This is a genomic window from Dyadobacter sp. UC 10 (assembly GCF_008369915.1).
GTDB lineage: Bacteria > Bacteroidota > Bacteroidia > Cytophagales > Spirosomataceae > Dyadobacter.
Window position 1 is genome coordinate 3,782,844 of record NZ_VSRN01000001.1, and the last position, 17,372, is coordinate 3,800,215.

Here is a 17,372-nt window from a genome sequence, read left to right on the forward strand (position 1 = left end):
AGTTTTAATTTTCAAGTTCGGCCCAGGTCAATGCGCCGGATTTTACCGATTTTTCAAGATCAGTATATTTTGCCAGAAGATATTTGGCATTACCAAGTGGAGATTCCGAACAAGCCAGCGCTGCTGCTTTCCGGTCTCCGTCATGCTCAGAATTAAACAAATATTGCATATCTGCGAGAATAGTTGGCGTCATAAACTTTCCGACCAGGCGCCAGACCTGCGGCGGAACGCTTCTGCCAGCGGCCCAGCGTTCATGCGCGAAATCCGACAATGTTATCGCCAGTCTTTCATTCGCACGGTTCTGCAGGCCGTCTATCAAATGAATCGGCTTATCATTGAAAATTGTCTTCAATACCATCTGATTCCAGGCGAGCTCGCTGAAATGTTTTTCAGGATAAGGATTATGCAGCGCAATTGCGTCAAAAACGAAACCCATATTGGAACGTACCGCGTCGGTAGCCCTGAAAAGCCATTGTTCCGGGTAGGAGAGTAGCGGCAATGCAGAATAGAGCGCCACAAGCTCGTTCATTTCCGCAGTATCAAAAAGCGTTTCCACATTTTTGACATATTCTTCCTTGCCGGAAGGATCCAGCTGCGTGATGAGCCAAACGCGGCTTAGTCGCACAAGCGACCAGTTTTCGACCGAAAATCCGGGCACCTCGGTATTCAGCGCCCACTTTTCCTCTTCGGAGGGCTGTATAATTTTTTTTGACAAAAACCTGGGAGCCGCCACAAATTCGGTCATCAGTTCCAGCGGCGCGGAGTTGCTTTTCTGCTGCAACCATTCAGATTCCGCAGCAGAAGTGTTCCGGCCGATGATTTCCCAAAGTTTATGTTTAATGAAGTCGGACATATTTTCAATATCAATCTGATTTGCCTGTCACAAGACGAAATCAGTCAGGTTTTTCGGGTTGTTCATTAATAATCTGTAATTCCCTTTATAAAGTTTCCACAACAACTATTATAACGCACTTGTGCTGCTATAAAGCTTATTTTAGGGGTTTTCAAATCTAATTTTAATCAAAAACTAATGTCAGCCTTACTCAGGACGGGAAACTCAAAAGTCAAATTCTTTAATCTCGGTATCATTTAGTAATCGCCGGGTAAGTTCATCGTGTTGTTTTTCTGCTCCCTGCAATGTCCAGCTACCGGTAATATTATCACCTGCGCGGCTTTGCTCTCCACGGAGTATTTTAAGGTTCAGTTCATCAAAAAGGTCTTCATACATTTTGAGCGATTTTCGGTGAAACGGGCAAACCAGCCTGTAATTCCGGATCTGACTTCTTTTTCGGATAAATTTTTGAAGCGGAGCCAGCATCACAAGCGACATACCGGAGATCGCAAAACAAAGGACGGTGATCTCATAAAACCCAGCCCCGATCCCCATTCCTATTGCCGCCGTAACCCACACGATCGCGGCAGTAGTAATACCGACGACCCGGTTATTTTCCCTGAAAATGATACCTGCCCCGATGAAGCCGATACCTGTTAGGATATTGGCCGCAATCCTGCCCGCATCCGCACTGATTTTGATCGACAATATTGTAAAAAGCGTTGAGCCGACCGCAATCAGGATCATCGTACGCAGCCCGGCTGACTTACTCCGGTATTCCCGCTCAGTACCTATAATAGCGCCGAGGAAAAAGGATAACAATAGCTTGAAAATATCTTCCTGAAGAAGCTGCATTTGGGATTATCATTTATAAATATAAAAAGCCGGGAAGAAGTTGAATCTCCCGGCTAATCAAACTATTGTTAGTTGTTAGTCAATTTGGCCAATGCTATTTATCAGTCTTTCAAGCTCCTTTGTCTCAATATTTTCTTTTTCTGACTTATCATATATTGAAAGGAGCACCGCAACTTCCTGCAATAGAAAAATGCAGGTAATGATTCTAGCACCGCCGCTTTTCCCTTTACCCTTGCTTTTAATCGAAAGGCGGATCTTGTAGCAATTCTTTCCGAGTGCCTTTCCCTGTTCAGGATTAATTGACAAACTGTTTCCCAGTGCTTCGATTTCTTCTCTTAATGAAGCATACTTCTTCGACAGTTTTTTCAGTTCTCGGATAAAATTTTCCGAGGCGACTACCTCAAAGCTCATTTAAAACTTCTTTTAACGGACGGGTTGCCAGCTTTCCCGATTTTAAAGCTATCAGATCATCTTTCAAATGATCCAATATCTCTGATTTTGAAGTTGCTTCGGACATCCCTTCATTTTGTAAAACGGATACGAGTTTCTTCTTTTCAACCTCCGGTAATTGCTTCACCAGGTCAACCAACTGATTGAATGACAATGGTATATTGAAATTGAGCGTTCTTTCCATAGTGATAATTTTTAATTGGAGTAACACTTTCGAACCATGTTATCCCTCACAGCAAACAAATTTACCAAAAACATGATCACATCAGCTATTCATAATTGCCTCAATCTCCTCCGCTTCAAGCGGGATGTCCGCCATCAGGTCAATATTGCCCGTTTCGGTGATCAGGATATTGTTTTCCAGGCGAATTCCTAAACCTTCTTCCCGAATGTAAATGCCCGGCTCGCAGGTGAATACCATTCCAGGTTCAAAGGGACGGTATTTGTTTCCGACGTCGTGAATATCCAGTCCCAGGAAATGCGAGGTGCCGTGGGGAAAGTATTTTTTGTAGGCCGGCGAGTCGGGATCCTGCTTTTCAATATCCGTTTTTGAAAGCAACTTCAAACCAATCAGCTCACTTTCCATGATCTTGCCTACTTCCTTGTGGTATTCGTCCCAGATGATGCCGGTTACCAGCATTTGCTTTGCGGATTTGAAGACACGCAGCACCGCATCGTAAACTTCCCTTTGCCTTTTCGTAAATCGTCCGTTCACAGGAATACTGCGACTCAGATCGGCGCCGTAATTGGCATATTCGGCTGCTACGTCGAGCAGGATGATGTCACCGTCTTTGCAGGGTTGATCATTTTGAATATAGTGTAAAACGCAGGCATTGGCCCCGGAGGCAATAATGGGTTGATAAGAAAAACCTTTGGAACGGTTGCGGACAAATTCGTGGATGAGCTCGGCTTCGATCTCAAATTCATGCACGCCCGGTTTTACAAATTTCAAAACACGCTCGAATCCTGATTTTGTGATCTCACACGCTTTTTTTAGCAGTTCGATTTCAACCGGATGCTTGATTGCGCGCAGCTGGTGCATGAGCGGTGCCAGTCGCAGCAAGGTATGCACCGGGTACCTATCTCTGAAATCACGTACAAAACGCGCTTCTCTGCTTTGCACCTGAGAATCGTTCCGGGTATGTTCGTTGGTATTGAGGTAAACATTTTCAGCTTCGAAAATGATATTGCCAAAAACGAGTTCAAACTGGTGCGTCCAGTAAATGGATTGAATGCCCGTCACTTCACGCGCCTGCTCCTTAGTCAGCTTTTCGCCTTCCCACACTGCGATCAGCTCGTTGGTTTCACGTAAAAAAAGCACTTCCCGCAACTTAGGGTCAGGATGATCAGGGAAAATAAGTAATATAGTTTCCTCCTGGTCAGCGCCGGTCAAATAGAATAAATCCGTGTTTTGCTTAAATCCCATGGTGCCATCCGCATTGGTCGGCATGATATCATTTGAATTCAGAATAGCCAGAGACCTTGGTTTCATGAGTGCGGTCAGCTTGCGTCTGTTATCTATAAAAAGGGCCTTGTCAATACGTGAATAGCGCATACCTGGTATTTTTTGTAACTGTAATTTAATTTGCAAAATTACGTTTATCTTGTTCTAAAATTGCAGCTGTCCGGGTGCCGGCATTTGTAAAATGTTGCTTTGTGCCCGAATGCAGATTTTGATATACCAAATAAACGAAAGTGCCTAACAAATTTAAGTCCATGAAAAGATTGCTATTGATCGCCCTGTTCCTGATCCCCGCTGCACTGCAGGCAGCTCCGAAATATTGGATATATCTCAAAAACAAAGACTTAGCATCTTCTCCCGCAGTTTCCCTGCAAACCCTGGAATGTCGCCAGCAATTAGGTCTTACCATTTCCGATGAAACCGATTTGCCGATCAGCCTGGAATATGAGCAGGCTCTGAAAGCGCAGTCTGTCAATATTATCAACAAGTCAAAGTGGTTGAATGCGGTGTCGGCAGTGCTGACGAGCGAGCAGGCCATGCGGGTCCGTGAATTGGATTTTGTAAAGGAAGTGATCCCGATCGACCCGGGTTTTTATGTGGCTAAAACACAGCCGATTGAAAAATCGCAAATGGCACCTGTTATGTCTCAGGTTCAGGCCAATTTATTTTTAAAAGAAGGATATACTGCCAAGGATGTGACGATCGGTGTGATCGATGCAGGGTTTTATGGCGCAGATTCTTCGCTCGCTCTTGCAAAGATTTTCTCCAATAAAAGGATACTTGGAATTCGTGACTATGTCAAACCCGGCCGCCAGGGAGAGCTGCTGTTCAGCACCGCGGAATCATTTTCAGATATGCATGGTACCGAGGTAATGGCAGCTATTGCCGGCATTGATTTTCAGGATGAAGTGCAGTATGGGATGGCGACCAATGCAAAATTTTACCTCGCGCGCACCGACTATTCGATGCGTGAATACCGGGGCGAAGAAGATAACTGGATCGCTGCGATGGAATGGATGGACAGTCTGGGTGTACGATTGATCAATACATCGCTTGGCTACGCCAAAGGTTTCTCAGATCCGAAAGAAAACTATACTCCTTCTCAGATGGACGGAAAAACGAGCGCAATTACCCGCGCCGCACAGATTGCTTCTGACAAAAAAGGGATTATGCTGATCGTTTCTGCCGGAAATGAAGGCGACGATAAAAGCTGGGGGATTGTATCTGCCCCGGCTGATGCAAAAGGGGTATTATCCGTGGGCGCTACAAATGAAAAGCTGTGGAACAGAATCGGGTACAGCAGCGTCGGCCCCGAATTTCTGCCTTATGTAAAACCAAATGTATCTTGTTTCTCTTTGTACGGAACGTCGCTTTCAGCGCCGGTTATCACCGGTTTTGCTGCTTGTTTATTGCAGGCTAATCCGAAGCTTACCAACAAGGACCTGATCTCGCTGATCGAAAAATCATCCCATTTATATCCTTACGGAAACAATTTTGTTGGCTACGGCGTGCCTCAGGCTTCCCGTGCACTTGCGCTCGCCAAAGCACCTTATCTGCCGGATCATGGTAAAATGGTAAAGGCAAAAGGCCGCTCGATTGATGTAGAGGTGAGCAGTGCGGATTCTGTTGTAGCTATTTACCGGAAAAAGAATGACAAAGACGTACTTTCTCAGCAGATCGCGAAGATCCAGAATGGAAAGGTATCTCTGAAACGACAGAATGGAGAACGTTTTACTACTATTGACCTAAAAGACAGTGTGGTTGAAGTGGCGTGGGACTAGGGTGATTTCCGAAGTCTGGCTTCTTCCAGGTCGAGCTCTCTTTCTTTTCCTCTGATCAACTCATCTGCGCAGGCCCGCTCCCTGCGCAGTTTTGTTATTTCACCTCTTTTGACTTCAATAATCTCCAAAAGCATGGTGCGGTACTTTCTGACCGTTGTTTTAGCGGAGTCGTCACTGGTATGCAAGAATTTAGCATCGGCCATTTCGATGATTTTTTCGTACCGTTCTTTTAATAATCTGAATGGTTCAAAATCGGCGATTTCACCGTCATAGTTGGACTTCATATAGTCCAGGCTGACTGTCGCCAGCCGGGAATTCATCATTGCATTCTGCTCTTCCATATTCTCGCCATCATCTTCGATTTTAAGCCATTTAATAATAAAAGGAAGGCTTAATCCCTGCAAAACAAGTGTGAAAAGGATTACTACGAATGTGATGAACAGAAACAGGTCGCGATGTGGAAATGCTGCTCCGTTGACGGTCAAGGGAACTGCTAATGCGGAGGCGAGTGAAACTACGCCGCGCATCCCGCTCCACGCCACAATGAATACAGGCTGCCAGCCAGGCCTTCTTTCTTTTTCGCGGATGGATTTAAACAAAAGTCTTGGAATATAGGTACTCGGAAATACCCAGATGATCCGGATCACGATCGTCACCAGACTGATGATAACCGCATAGGAAATAACTTCACTTACCGTGTAAGCGCCGAGTCCCAGCATTACCTCAGGCAACTCTAACCCGATCATAATGAATACGATCCCGTTCAAAAGAAATATGACAGTCTCCCAAACGTAGTTGGTCTGCATCCGGGACTGGTACGTGAAAAGTTCGTGTGACCGGAAGCTGAGGAATAACCCGCCGCTCACTACCGCCAGCACCCCCGAATAGTGGAAATGTTCAGCGGCAATGTACATCAGGTAAGGGGAAATGAATGTGAGGGCAGTATCGATGCTCGGAGTAGTCGGAAAGAAGCGGTGTACCACATATAAAATGTGTGCAATCGCCAGCCCGATAAGAATACCCATCGCTGCAACCATCAAAAAATCTACTCCTGCCTTCCAGAATACAAACTGGCCGCTGGCGACCGTGGCAAGTGCAACACGAAAAACGATCAAAGACGATGCGTCATTAACCAGACTTTCGCCTTCGAGTATTGTAACAACTCTTTTGGGTACTTTCAAACCTTGCAGCACCGAGGTAGCGGCAACGGCATCAGGAGGTGAAATAATGCCGCCCAGTACAAAACCCATCGCGAGCGTGAACCCGGGGATCATTGCGTGAGAGACATAAGCAACTGCCGTCGCGGTAAAAAATACCAGTCCGAATGCAAGCAGGCTGATAGGTCTTTTTGCTTCCCAGAAATCCTTCCAGGATGTATTCCAGGCTGCACTGTAAAGAAGTGGAGGGAGGAAAATCAGGAAAACCAGGTCCGGCGCGAGTGTCAGAACCGGCATTCCGGGAATGAAACTGATTAAAAGACCGGCTATTACAAGAAATATCGGGTAAGAAACGCCAATTTTTTCGCTTACCATCGTAAGCATTGCAACTACAAAAAGGAGGGAAATAATGAGGAGCAAATTTTCCTGAACCATATTAAGAGATAGAGATTGGGGCGTATAAAAGTATACAATAACGTTGATTTACATATTTAAACTTTTGTGTGTGGTCGAACACGCAATTTGAAATTTTGGTTTTACATTAGCAGAAAAATAGCAGATTTGTTTATCTTTATTGCCTTGATATACGTTGAATCTGTGGCAGTATAATCTTAAAGTCAAATTTTCGGTAATTCTATCACCTAATCCCTAATAACAATGAGTACTTCTCGAAGAGATGTCCTGAAAATGGCGAGCATGGCACTGGCAGGTAGCACACTACCCGCTATTACCATTTTAAATCCTAACCGCGCTTTCGGCGGTGTTAACGCTGAGACGCTGAAAATCGGTTTGATAGGTTGCGGCGGACGTGGATCGGGCGCTGCCAATCAGGCTTTGAAAGCAGATCCGAATGTAGTTCTTCACGCTGTCGGAGATATTTTCAAAGACAAAATGGACTCTTCGCTTGCTAACCTGACCAAAATACACGGTCCGAAAGTAAAAGTAGAAGAAGGTAACAAATTTATCGGTTTCGATGCATATAAAAAGGTTCTGGAATCAGGTGTTGACGTAGTGCTTTTGGCCACTCCTCCTCACTTTCGTCCTGAGCATTTGACAGCGGCTATCAATGCAGGTAAGCACGTATTTTGCGAAAAACCTGTGGCAGTAGACGCACCGGGTGTTCGTAAAGTATTGGATGCTGCCAAGCTGGCAAAACAGAAAAATGTTTCATTGATGTCGGGCTTCTGCTGGCGTTACCACGAGCCAAAGCGGGCCAGCTTTGGGAAAATCCTCGACGGAGCGGTGGGTGATATCTCTGCTATTTACAATACTTACGATACTGGTACATTGTGGTCTTTCCCACGCGTACAGGGCTGGACAGACGCGGAATATGTATTACGTAACTGGACTTACTATACCTGGCTTGCAGGTGACCATATTGTAGAACAGGCTGTTCACAGTATTGATATGATGTCGTGGGCAATGGGCGGGAAGCTGCCGGTTTCAGCGGTAGGAACAGGCGGTCGCCAGGTGCGGACTGACTCTTTGTTCGGTAACATCTTCGACCACTTTTCGGTAGTTTACGATTACGACAACGGAGTAAAAGGATTCCACCATTCGAGACAACAGGCTAACTGCGAAAACAGCTACCTCGTTGAAACGATCGGAACGAAAGGTAAGGCCATGGTGAACTGTGCGCGTAACGTACACGAGATTACAGGAGCCAATCCCTGGAAATATGAAGGTGCGCAAAACGATATGTACCAGACTGAGCACAACGAACTATTTGCTTCTATCAGAAGCGGCAAGCTGATCAACGACGGCGAGTTCATGGCACACAGCACATTGATCGCGATCATGGGAAGAATGGCTTCCTACACAGGCAAGCGTATTACCTGGGACGAAGCGATGAACTCATCTGAAAAGCTGGGCCCTGATACTTACAGCTTCGATATGAAACCTCCGGTTGTCGAAGTTGCAAAACCAGGTATCACTGCATTCTCCTGATCTCCATGCAGCGTAGAGAATTTATAAAAAGTGCGGCCATGGCTACATCAGCTATGGCCGTTACTTCATCTGTGGTGTCCGGAGCGGCATTGCAGACTGCACCTTTGGCTAAACCCATGATCAAGAAAAGCCTGAAATGGGGGATGGTCAAAGAAGATTTGTCGGTAATGGACAAATTTAAATTATTAAAAGACCTCGGCTACGACGGTGTAGAGCTCGACTCTCCCGACGACAAGATCACGATGAAGGAAGTCCTGGAAGCCCGCGATAAAACGGGGCTTGAATTGCCGGGAACGGTCAATTCCATGCATTGGAAATTGCCGCTTTCTGACCCGGATCCCAAAAAGCGCGAGCAATGTGTCAAGTCGATTGAAAAGGCTTTGCACGATACGAAAGCCTTTGGAGGTACTACGGTACTCGTTGTCCCGGGCGTAGTGAATGCCACTACCACCTACGGAGAGGCTTACGAGCGGTCGCAGGCTGAAATCAGAAAGCTGTTGCCGGTTGCTGAGAAGACGGGAGTGAAAATCGCATTTGAAAATGTTTGGAACCAGTTTCTGATCAGTCCCCTTGAAGCGGCTCGTTATGTGGATGAATTCAAGCACCCGATGGTAGGCTGGTATTTTGATGTTGGAAATGTACTGCGCTATGGCTATCCAGTTTCCTGGATCGAAGCGCTGGACAAACGTATATTGAAGCTCGACCTGAAAGAGTTCAGTTTCAAAAAGCAAAATGACCTGGGTCTCTGGAAAGGTTTCGATGTTGAATTCATGGAAGGCGACTGCAACTGGGCGGAAGTGAATAAAGCTTTGACCAAAATTGGCTACTCCGGCTGGGCTTCCGCAGAGGTTTCCGGTGGTGACCGGAAACGTTTATTGACGATCCGTGAGAAGATGGATGAGGTGTTTAAGGCCTGATTTACAAATACTACAAATGGTGCATGAAGCCCGGCGAAAGTCGGGCTTTTTTTGTTCCTATCCGTACACAAAAGTCAGGTTTGTAGTATAGAAAAGCGGCGCAAAATTTTCATCTTGCATCATTAGGACCTTACCTCACACTATAAAATATGTATTCTGAATTTCTATCAACCCTCTCGGGCATTCTGCCTATCGATAATCAGGTTTGCGATCAGTTTTTACAAAAGTTGAAATTTGCGAATGTCAAGAAAGGCAAGCTGCTTTTATCGGAGGGTGAAATCTGCGACAAGCTCTGGTTTGTAAAAATTGGCCTGGTCAGAGGTTACCTGCTGACGAGCAATCAACAAGGGACGTTCGATGATAACACGGAGTGGTTTGCTAAAGAAAATGAGTTCTTCCACGCCGCGGATAGCTTTGTAAACCAGGTGCCTGCCTGCGAATGCATTGAAACTTTGGAGCCCACTACGCTGATTTACATTCACCGCGCAGATCTGTATCAGCTGTATCTCGATTATCCTCAAATCTGCTGTTTAGGAAGGATTATAGCAGAAAGATCCTGGCTAAAACATCTTGCATTGCTGCGCGACATGCGCGCGCTTTCAGCTGCACAAAAGCTGGAAGCCTTCCACGCCGTTTCCAAAGAATTAACTTCCCGGGTACCCCAAAAGTACATCGCATCCTACCTGGGAATCTCCGAGAACTACGTCAGCAAGCTCCGTGCGAATTATTGAATTTTCTGGGTTTTTGTAGGTTGAAAAGCTGGGTTTTTGCAGGATATCGATTGATCAATTAGTGTTTGATTTGCATTATCAACTAAATGCAAATTAATCTATGGAAAAGACATTTCTCCTTCCGTTGCTGGCTACCTGCTGGCTGGGAATGAACGCTTTCTGTCAGCAGGCGACGAAGCCGCCTGAGAAAGCAGTAAATGCGAAACTGCCCTTTAAATGGGATCTAACACTCCATTTAGTCCCTCACCTTTTAAATGGAAACGTGGGATTCATGGCCAGATACTCGCCTAACCAAAAGGGAGCATTCAGGCTGGCTATTGACAATGTTGAATTTGGAAAGACAAAGTCAGCCCAGTACATCGGCGTCATAGATGGTCCTCGCCTGGATACAATTCGTGTTACGACTGTCAAATATGGCTATGGCCGACAGCGGATAGGTTATGAAATTCATTTCAATTCAGAACGGCACCAATTGTATTCTGGGGTGGATCTTGGTTTCGCATACAACTATGAAAGACACAATCCTGGCCTAGCCTATTCTGCTAGAAAACATGATTTTTCTGCACATCCATTCGTGGGAGTAAGGTATAGATTACTCAATCGCCTTTCCCTTTCGGCAGAACTGTCAGGTGAGTTAAAATACCAACGCCAAAGTCTGATCGCCCATAATAGAGATACTATCTCAAAGGATGAGCTATGGGCAATTACAATCGATTCGATTCACTTGCTAAATATTTCGTATCACTTTTAATAAACTATTCATGAAAACTTTATCCTTTGTTAAAATCCTGTACTGCGGCATTCTGATTTTTGCTTCAACTGTTCATGCTCAAACGATCCAGATTACCTGTGATCCTACCGGCTGTAATAGCGCTGTCCCAGACCAAACCCAATATCATTATTCGGCCAAAATTTCCAGCTTCGGAGAATGCAATACGGGAGACAACTGCAAGTATAAATGGCAGGTGACAAACGGAATCATCGTTCAAAGTAATGCAACAACCTTTGAAGGTGACGGTAGTTATGCTATTGATGTAAAATGGAACAATGTGAATGGCAATGGAACAATCAAAGTAACTACTGCCAAGCCAGCAAGCGGCACAAACGGTTGCGACAATTGCCCGGTTGGTCTAACAGCGACAAAAACGATCCCAATAAAATACCTGGGAACTCCGGGCAATATCAAAATCAATGGCGTCGCCTATACAGGCAGTTACCAGTTCAGCTGCGGTACTGCTCCTATTACGGTTTCTGTAACTCCTGCTGCGAATGCGACAAATTATGCCTGGTCGTATCCGGCAGGTTGGGGGAAAAGTGGAAGTGGCTCCTCCATTACATTGACGCCCACCAAAAATACTGGCGGCACTATTAAAGTGGTAGCCTCCCGGGGAGATGTGCTTAACCTTGAAACAGTCTCGCAACTTGCTATCACCAGACCGCTCCCGACCAAACCAGTCATCAACTCGGGAGATATCCTGCTCTGCAATCCCACGACGATTACCGCCTCTGCAAATCACGCCAGCTCCTACAATTGGGTTACAACCGGAGGAATTACTGCTAATTCCGGAAATACCAATACGGCACAGATAACCGGAATGTCTAGCGGGACTGTTAAGGTATCGGCTACTTCCGCTGTATGCGGAGTTACTTCGGCTTACAGTAATACGATCAATGTCAAACGCAGCGCACCACTGCCGGCATCTTTACTGGTCACGGCCAACGGAGGCGGCTCGCCGGATTTTATGTGTAATGGGTCGGGCGTTTCTTTACATGCGGAAACTGCCGAACCGGGTACTGCATTCGGCGCGTGGGTGAGCAGCGATCCGGCCAATACGATTTTGAATTACAATGGAGGCTCAGCTTATTTTAATTCTTATGTCAATAGCTGCTACGGTATTACTGTGCTTGCCAGTAATTGTTTTGGGTCGGTGCAGAAGGGGATTACGATTTGTGTCGATAATTGCATTAAGCCAACGCCCACTCCGAGCATTCACCCCAATCCGGCAAGTAATTATATCGATATTGCATTGGGTGAGCGGGATGCTGTCGAAATTCCCGAACATATCAAAGTAATCAGCGAAGCAGGGTCAAGGGAGCTGAAATCTGTCAATGTAACCACTGACGGAATGCTACGGCTCAACGTATCTGATTTGCCGCGCGGCGTGTATCAGATCGTGCTGATTTATAAGAACCTAGAATCAAAAAGTGTCCGTGTAGTATTGGAATAAAAGAGTTTAAAAAACATCTTGCAACTGACGCTCCTCCCTATTTCTTCACCTTGTACCTCGTCCGCGCATAATGCCTGATTGTTGAGATCTTCAATTGCCCGTTTTCAATCTTTACGAGTTTATATTCCTTAAACTCCCCTTTTTTATCCAGAAAACCAATAATGCAGGATTGTTCTTCCTTGCCTTTCCGGATCTCCACTTTCGGTTCAATGCCGAAGTTTGGTATTTTCAATTTATCTTCTGCTTCGAGTTCCTTGTATTTCAATTTTACCAAATAATCGAAGGTAGACCTGGTTTCATAGACTTCGACTGAAAACCGCCAGTCATTGAGCGGATCTTTTACTTTCTCGCTGAAACTCGCCACCGGGCCGGTTTCCACTTCTCTTCGTTCCAGCGCAATCGTATCATTTATCACTTTAATAGATTGAGCTTCTGTGCCATCTGCATCATTTTGCCCTTTGCATGCGAACAGTATTACCAGGACAAACAGGTAACAATACTTCATTTGGAAATCAGGTTTGGTTTGAGATGAGTTCCTGCTTTGCAATATACTTTTGTTATTTGCATTAAATGCAATATTTTACTTCATGCATTGTAAACAAATCATGATCAATCCTGCCTCCTTTTCCCGATTCAAACTATGGCGTTAAACTATATTTTTGTTGGTTTTTTTGTCATCGCCTTTGCAATCGCCTTTCTGAAATTCGTGCTGACCGGGGATGTGCAGACATTCAAGGAAGTAACCGAAGGTATGCTTAAAATGGCCGAAGTGGCTGTGATGGATATCGCACTTCCGCTGACCGGCGTAATGACCTTTTTTCTTGGAATACTGAATGTGGGTGAAAAAGCCGGAATTATCAACCGGCTCGCACGAATTATCGGGCCGTTTTTCAACAAGCTTTTTCCCGAAGTTCCCAAAGACCACCCTGCCCACGGACAGATGATCATGAACTTCTCTGCGAATTTTTTAGGTTTGGATAATGCCGCCACGCCATTTGGTTTACGTGCAATGCAAAGTTTGCAGGACCTGAATCCGAGCAAGGATACTGCGTCCAATGCGCAGATCATGTTTCTGGTTTTGCATACGTCCGGCTTGCAGATTATCCCGCTGTCTATTATTGCGCAGCGGGCAATTCTGGGTGCGGAAAGTCCTTCCGATATATTTATTCCCTGTGTGGTAGGAACTTACATTACCACCGTTGTTGCGATGATTATCACTGCAAGCTGGCAGCGGATCAACCTTTTCAACAGGACGATTATGCTCTGGCTGGGCAGTATTACCGCTTTTCTCGCGTTACTGCTATGGTACCTCTCCGGTTTGCCGAAAGAGCAAATCGAAACGATCTCCATTTTTGTGGGCAATTCCGTTTTGCTGGCCGTGATAGCCGGGTTTCTTGGCATTGCTTTGTATAAAAAAATCAACGTATTCGAATCGTTTATTGACGGGGCGAAAGCTGGATTTAGTACGACTGTAATGATTATTCCTTACCTGGTAGGACTCCTGGTGGCGATCAGCGCATTCCGTGCCTGCGGCGCAATGGATTACCTGATCGACGGTTTGAAATACCTGTTTGCTCTGACAGGCATGAATACGGATTTCACGGATGCATTGCCCGTCGCATTAATGAAACCGCTGAGCGGAAGCGGCGCGCGTGCATTGATGATCGACGCGATGAAGGAATTCGGCCCTGATTCGTTCGTAGGCAGGCTTGTCTGTATTTTTCAAGGCTCAGCCGATACTACTTTATACATCGTAGCGCTTTACTTTGGCTCAGTCGGGATCAAGAATACGAGATATGCGATCGTGGCTGGTTTGATCGCCGATTTCGTGGGCGTTTTGGCGGGAATATGGCTTGGATATTTATTTTTTCACTGATTTTGATACTCTTTCAGAATTACCCTTTTACCCTGATATGCAACCGTCCGTACAAAATGGATGGTTGTTTTTTAGGCTAAACATTAATATTGATCAACTAACTCTGGACGGCCCATGTTAAATTCGTTACTAAAATCCGCACTATTCTTCTCCATTATTTGTGCGATTCTTCCAGTAGAAGCTACCCTTGCACAAAAGGATGTAAATCAGCCGGCTAACACTTTTTCACTGGAAGATTGCATCAGGATAGCCCTCGAAACGAATCCGCAGGTCAAACAATCCGAACTTACCGTCCAATCCAACAATAACATTTATCAGCAGTCTAAATGGCAGCGGTGGCCGAGTATCAGTTTCAGTGCTGGCCAGGGATTCAGTTTTGGTAGAAATATTGACCCTTTTACCAACCAATTCGTTCAGCGGAATATCAGTTCCAATAATTTCCAGCTGGGCGGGCAGATTACACTTTTCAACGGTTTTCAGATCAAAAACAATATTAAATTCAACGACGCCAACTACCAGGCGAGCGCGAAAGATCTTGATGCGGCGAGAAACGACATTATGCTCAATGTGGCGCTATCCTATTTGCAGGTGATCACCAACCAGGAGCTGATCGATGTGGCGCAGTTACAGGTGAATGCTTCTCAATTACAGGTAGAGCGCACTGCCAAGCTGGTAGAAGCGGGTACCCTGGCGGAAAGCAATTTACTCGATCTGAAAGCACAGCTGGCAAATGACGAACTCACGCTCGTAAATGCGCAAAATAACCTGGAAACCGCAAAGCTGAACCTGAAACAATACATGAATATGCCCGGCAGTGAGGATATTCATGTAGTAAAAATAGAAGTGAAAGATCCGTCCCTGCAAGCTTATGACGCTACGATCCAGGAGATTTACGAAACGGCATTGAACAACCTGCCGCAAATGAAGGCCGCTAATATGCGCATCGAAGCGGCCAAAACCAATGTAGATCTTGCCAGAGGCGCGGGAATGCCTTCGCTCACATTGAGTGGAGGAATTAATACTGCGTTTTCGAGTGTGGCGCCAAAAGAGAGATTTGTTTCCGATGGCTCGGGGGAAACAGTTACCGAGGTTGTATCGCCTACCAACTATATTGTTTTGAACGACCAGCAGCTGCCGATCGTACAGAAAGTGACTACGCAAAATGGTGCCCTGCGCACGTTTGGTTATCTCGATCAGCTGAACTTTAACAGAAACTCAGCTATCAATCTGAATCTGAACATTCCGATTTTTACCAATTTCAGAGTCAAATACAATATTGCGAATGCGAAAATCCAGCAGAAAACCTATGAATACCAGGCGCAGCAGGTACAGCTGACCATCCGCAAGAATGTGGAGCAAGCTTATATCGATATGACCAATGCCGCGAAACGGTACTCGGCAACCGCCAATCAGGTGAGGGCATTGCAGGAAACGTTCAGGGTTTCGCAGGTGCGTTTCGACGTGGGCGCGATCAATTCGGTTGAGTATAATATTGCCAAGGCCAATCTTGACCGGGCGAACGGTAATCTGGTGCAAACTAAATACGACTATGTTTTCAGGACTAAAATCCTTGATTTCTACATGAACCGCCCGCTTTCGGATTTTTGATCATAAAAACCCTCATTCATTACAACAAACAATCATTAATGTAACCCCAATCATATGGCACGTAAATCTTCAAAACGAATCTGGTGGATCACAGCAGGTCTTGTATTACTTCTCGTCGCTGGTTTGTTTGGGGCCAAGCAGGCGGGTTACATAGGCAAGCCGAAAACCACGGAAGTTGAATACGCGACTGTGGGGAAAACGGATATTATCGAGCGGGTGACAGCTTCGGGTAAGGTACAGCCGGAAGTGGAAGTGAAACTGAGTCCCGATGTTTCGGGTGAAATTATCAGTTTGAATGTCGCAGAGGGCGATTCGGTTTCGAAGGGTCAGTTACTTTTAAAAATCCGTCCCGACAACTACGAATCCTTAATGGCGCGTGCACAGGCTGCGGTGAATTCCAGCAAGGCCAACTACGAGCAGACAAAAGCCATGGTAGCGCAGGCAGAAGCCAGGCTGGTGCAGGCCAAAGCCAATTTCGACCGGAACAAAAAACTTTTCAATGACAAGGTAATATCCGCGGCGGACTTTGAGCAATTCTCCTCCACCTATGGCGTTGCTCTGCAAGACCTTGAATCCGCAAAGGCGAATGTATCCGCTGCGCTCTACAATATTAAAAGTGCAGAAGCCAGTATGCGCGACGCAGCAGAAAACCTTCGCAAAACCAGCATTTTTGCACCGGTAAGCGGCATTATTTCGCTTTTGAATGTAGAAGCTGGCGAGCGAGTGGTAGGTACCTCCCAAATGGCCGGTACCGAGATGATGCGCATTGCCAACCTTGCCAATATGGAAGTGAGAGTGAATGTGAATGAAAATGATATTGTGCGGGTTTCGCTGGGTGATACAGCTGAAATCGATGTGGATGCGTATAGTTCATCTGGACGCAAGTTCAGGGGGATCGTGAAGGAAATAGCGAATACAGCTGCCGGCCTGGCCTCTTCGACGGCTTCCAGCTCATCAGTATCCAGTACTTCGGCAGATGCAGTGACCGAATTTGAAGTGAAGGTGAAAATATTGAACGAATCTTTCAGCGACCTGATGTCGTCGCGGACCAAAAAGTCCTATCCGTTCAAACCGGGTATGACGGCTTCCGTCGATATCATCACCGATCGTAAAAACGGTGTGATTTCAGTCCCGATCGCAGCGGTAACAACCCGTAGCAATACCCCTCCTGCCGGAGCACCTTCAGGCCCGGCTCAAGACAATGGAGGTTCGGAAGAAGACGATAAAAAACCCAAGAAAGAGGTTGTTATTAAAGAAGTTGTATTTGTCGATGTAAATGGAAAGGCGGAGTCGAAAGAAGTGAAAACGGGTATCAGCGATTTTGAAAATATCGAGATCCTTTCGGGCTTGAAACCCGGCGACAAAATTATCTCCGGACCTTACATTGCAGTGTCTAAAAATCTCAACAATGGCGACCTGGTAGAAAAAAAGAAGGAAGAGGTGAAAAAAGACGAAAAAAAATCAAATGAAAACGCAAACTGATACGTTGTAAAAAAGTAATAAGTTCGATTTAGTTTAGGTTAAAAAG

The 17,372-nt window shown here is 45.7% G+C and carries 16 protein-coding genes; 9 read left to right on the forward strand and 7 right to left on the reverse strand.

What is annotated here, in order from left to right; translation table 11 throughout:
* Positions 1-4: 4 nt before the first annotated feature.
* The 5 genes from FXO21_RS15695 to FXO21_RS15715 all read right to left on the reverse strand — a co-directional run bounded on the left by FXO21_RS15695 (position 5) and on the right by FXO21_RS15715 (position 3,692).
* Positions 5-853, reverse strand: a complete 849-nt coding sequence (locus tag FXO21_RS15695; protein ID WP_149640960.1) for an EboA domain-containing protein — start codon at positions 851-853, stop codon at positions 5-7.
* Between the two features lie 204 nt (positions 854-1,057).
* The gene (locus FXO21_RS15700; protein ID WP_149640961.1) at positions 1,058-1,687 is read right to left on the reverse strand and encodes an MgtC/SapB family protein; all 630 of its coding nucleotides are present in this window, start codon (positions 1,685-1,687) and stop codon (positions 1,058-1,060) included.
* Positions 1,688-1,762: 75 nt separating this feature from the next.
* Positions 1,763-2,098 (reverse strand): type II toxin-antitoxin system RelE family toxin, encoded by a 336-nt coding sequence (locus FXO21_RS15705; protein ID WP_149640962.1) that lies wholly within the window; start codon positions 2,096-2,098, stop codon positions 1,763-1,765.
* The gene (locus tag FXO21_RS15710; RefSeq protein WP_149640963.1) at positions 2,088-2,321 is read right to left on the reverse strand and encodes a hypothetical protein; all 234 of its coding nucleotides are present in this window, start codon (positions 2,319-2,321) and stop codon (positions 2,088-2,090) included. Before FXO21_RS15710 ends, FXO21_RS15705 begins: the two co-directional genes overlap by 11 nt.
* A gap of 81 nt (positions 2,322-2,402) precedes the next feature.
* The gene (locus tag FXO21_RS15715; protein WP_149640964.1) at positions 2,403-3,692 is read right to left on the reverse strand and encodes an aminopeptidase P N-terminal domain-containing protein; all 1,290 of its coding nucleotides are present in this window, start codon (positions 3,690-3,692) and stop codon (positions 2,403-2,405) included.
* A 161-nt stretch (positions 3,693-3,853) separates the two neighbouring features.
* Between FXO21_RS15715 and FXO21_RS15720 the strand changes: the two genes are divergently transcribed.
* On the forward strand, positions 3,854-5,380 hold the full coding sequence (locus tag FXO21_RS15720; protein ID WP_149640965.1) for a S8 family serine peptidase: 1,527 nt from the start codon (positions 3,854-3,856) through the stop codon (positions 5,378-5,380).
* Here the strand turns inward: FXO21_RS15720 and FXO21_RS15725 are convergent.
* On the reverse strand, positions 5,377-6,972 hold the full coding sequence (locus tag FXO21_RS15725; protein ID WP_149640966.1) for a Na+/H+ antiporter: 1,596 nt from the start codon (positions 6,970-6,972) through the stop codon (positions 5,377-5,379). The genes FXO21_RS15720 and FXO21_RS15725 overlap by 4 nt on opposite strands.
* 252 nt (positions 6,973-7,224) lie before the next feature.
* Here FXO21_RS15725 and FXO21_RS15730 point away from each other — a divergent pair, with 252 nt between their 5' ends.
* From FXO21_RS15730 to FXO21_RS15750, 5 genes are all read left to right on the forward strand, one after another.
* Positions 7,225-8,484 carry a Gfo/Idh/MocA family protein gene (locus FXO21_RS15730; RefSeq protein ID WP_149643511.1) on the forward strand — a complete coding sequence of 420 codons (1,260 nt, stop codon included), beginning with the start codon at positions 7,225-7,227 and terminating at the stop codon, positions 8,482-8,484.
* A 38-nt stretch (positions 8,485-8,522) separates the two neighbouring features.
* A complete protein-coding gene (locus FXO21_RS15735) occupies positions 8,523-9,401 on the forward strand; it encodes a sugar phosphate isomerase/epimerase family protein (protein ID WP_225865707.1) in 879 nt (292 codons plus the stop codon).
* Between the two features lie 149 nt (positions 9,402-9,550).
* Entirely contained in the window at positions 9,551-10,132 is a 582-nt protein-coding gene (locus FXO21_RS15740; RefSeq protein WP_149640968.1) for a Crp/Fnr family transcriptional regulator, read from the forward strand.
* Positions 10,133-10,232: 100 nt separating this feature from the next.
* Positions 10,233-10,883: a hypothetical protein gene (locus FXO21_RS15745; protein ID WP_149640969.1), complete on the forward strand. Its 651-nt coding sequence runs from the start codon at positions 10,233-10,235 to the stop codon at positions 10,881-10,883.
* Positions 10,884-10,893: 10 nt separating this feature from the next.
* Positions 10,894-12,360, forward strand: coding sequence for a hypothetical protein (locus FXO21_RS15750; protein WP_149640970.1), 1,467 nt, complete (start codon positions 10,894-10,896; stop codon positions 12,358-12,360).
* A gap of 37 nt (positions 12,361-12,397) precedes the next feature.
* Here FXO21_RS15750 and FXO21_RS15755 read toward each other — a convergent pair whose 3' ends face one another.
* A complete protein-coding gene (locus tag FXO21_RS15755; RefSeq protein WP_149640971.1) occupies positions 12,398-12,865 on the reverse strand; it encodes a hypothetical protein in 468 nt (155 codons plus the stop codon).
* Positions 12,866-13,000: 135 nt separating this feature from the next.
* Between FXO21_RS15755 and FXO21_RS15760 the strand changes: the two genes are divergently transcribed.
* From FXO21_RS15760 to FXO21_RS15770, 3 genes are all read left to right on the forward strand, one after another.
* On the forward strand, positions 13,001-14,236 hold the full coding sequence (locus FXO21_RS15760) for a nucleoside recognition domain-containing protein (RefSeq protein ID WP_149640972.1): 1,236 nt from the start codon (positions 13,001-13,003) through the stop codon (positions 14,234-14,236).
* A 114-nt stretch (positions 14,237-14,350) separates the two neighbouring features.
* Positions 14,351-15,844, forward strand: coding sequence for a TolC family protein (locus tag FXO21_RS15765; protein WP_149640973.1), 1,494 nt, complete (start codon positions 14,351-14,353; stop codon positions 15,842-15,844).
* A gap of 54 nt (positions 15,845-15,898) precedes the next feature.
* The gene (locus tag FXO21_RS15770; RefSeq protein WP_149640974.1) at positions 15,899-17,326 is read left to right on the forward strand and encodes an efflux RND transporter periplasmic adaptor subunit; all 1,428 of its coding nucleotides are present in this window, start codon (positions 15,899-15,901) and stop codon (positions 17,324-17,326) included.
* Positions 17,327-17,372: the final 46 nt, after the last annotated feature.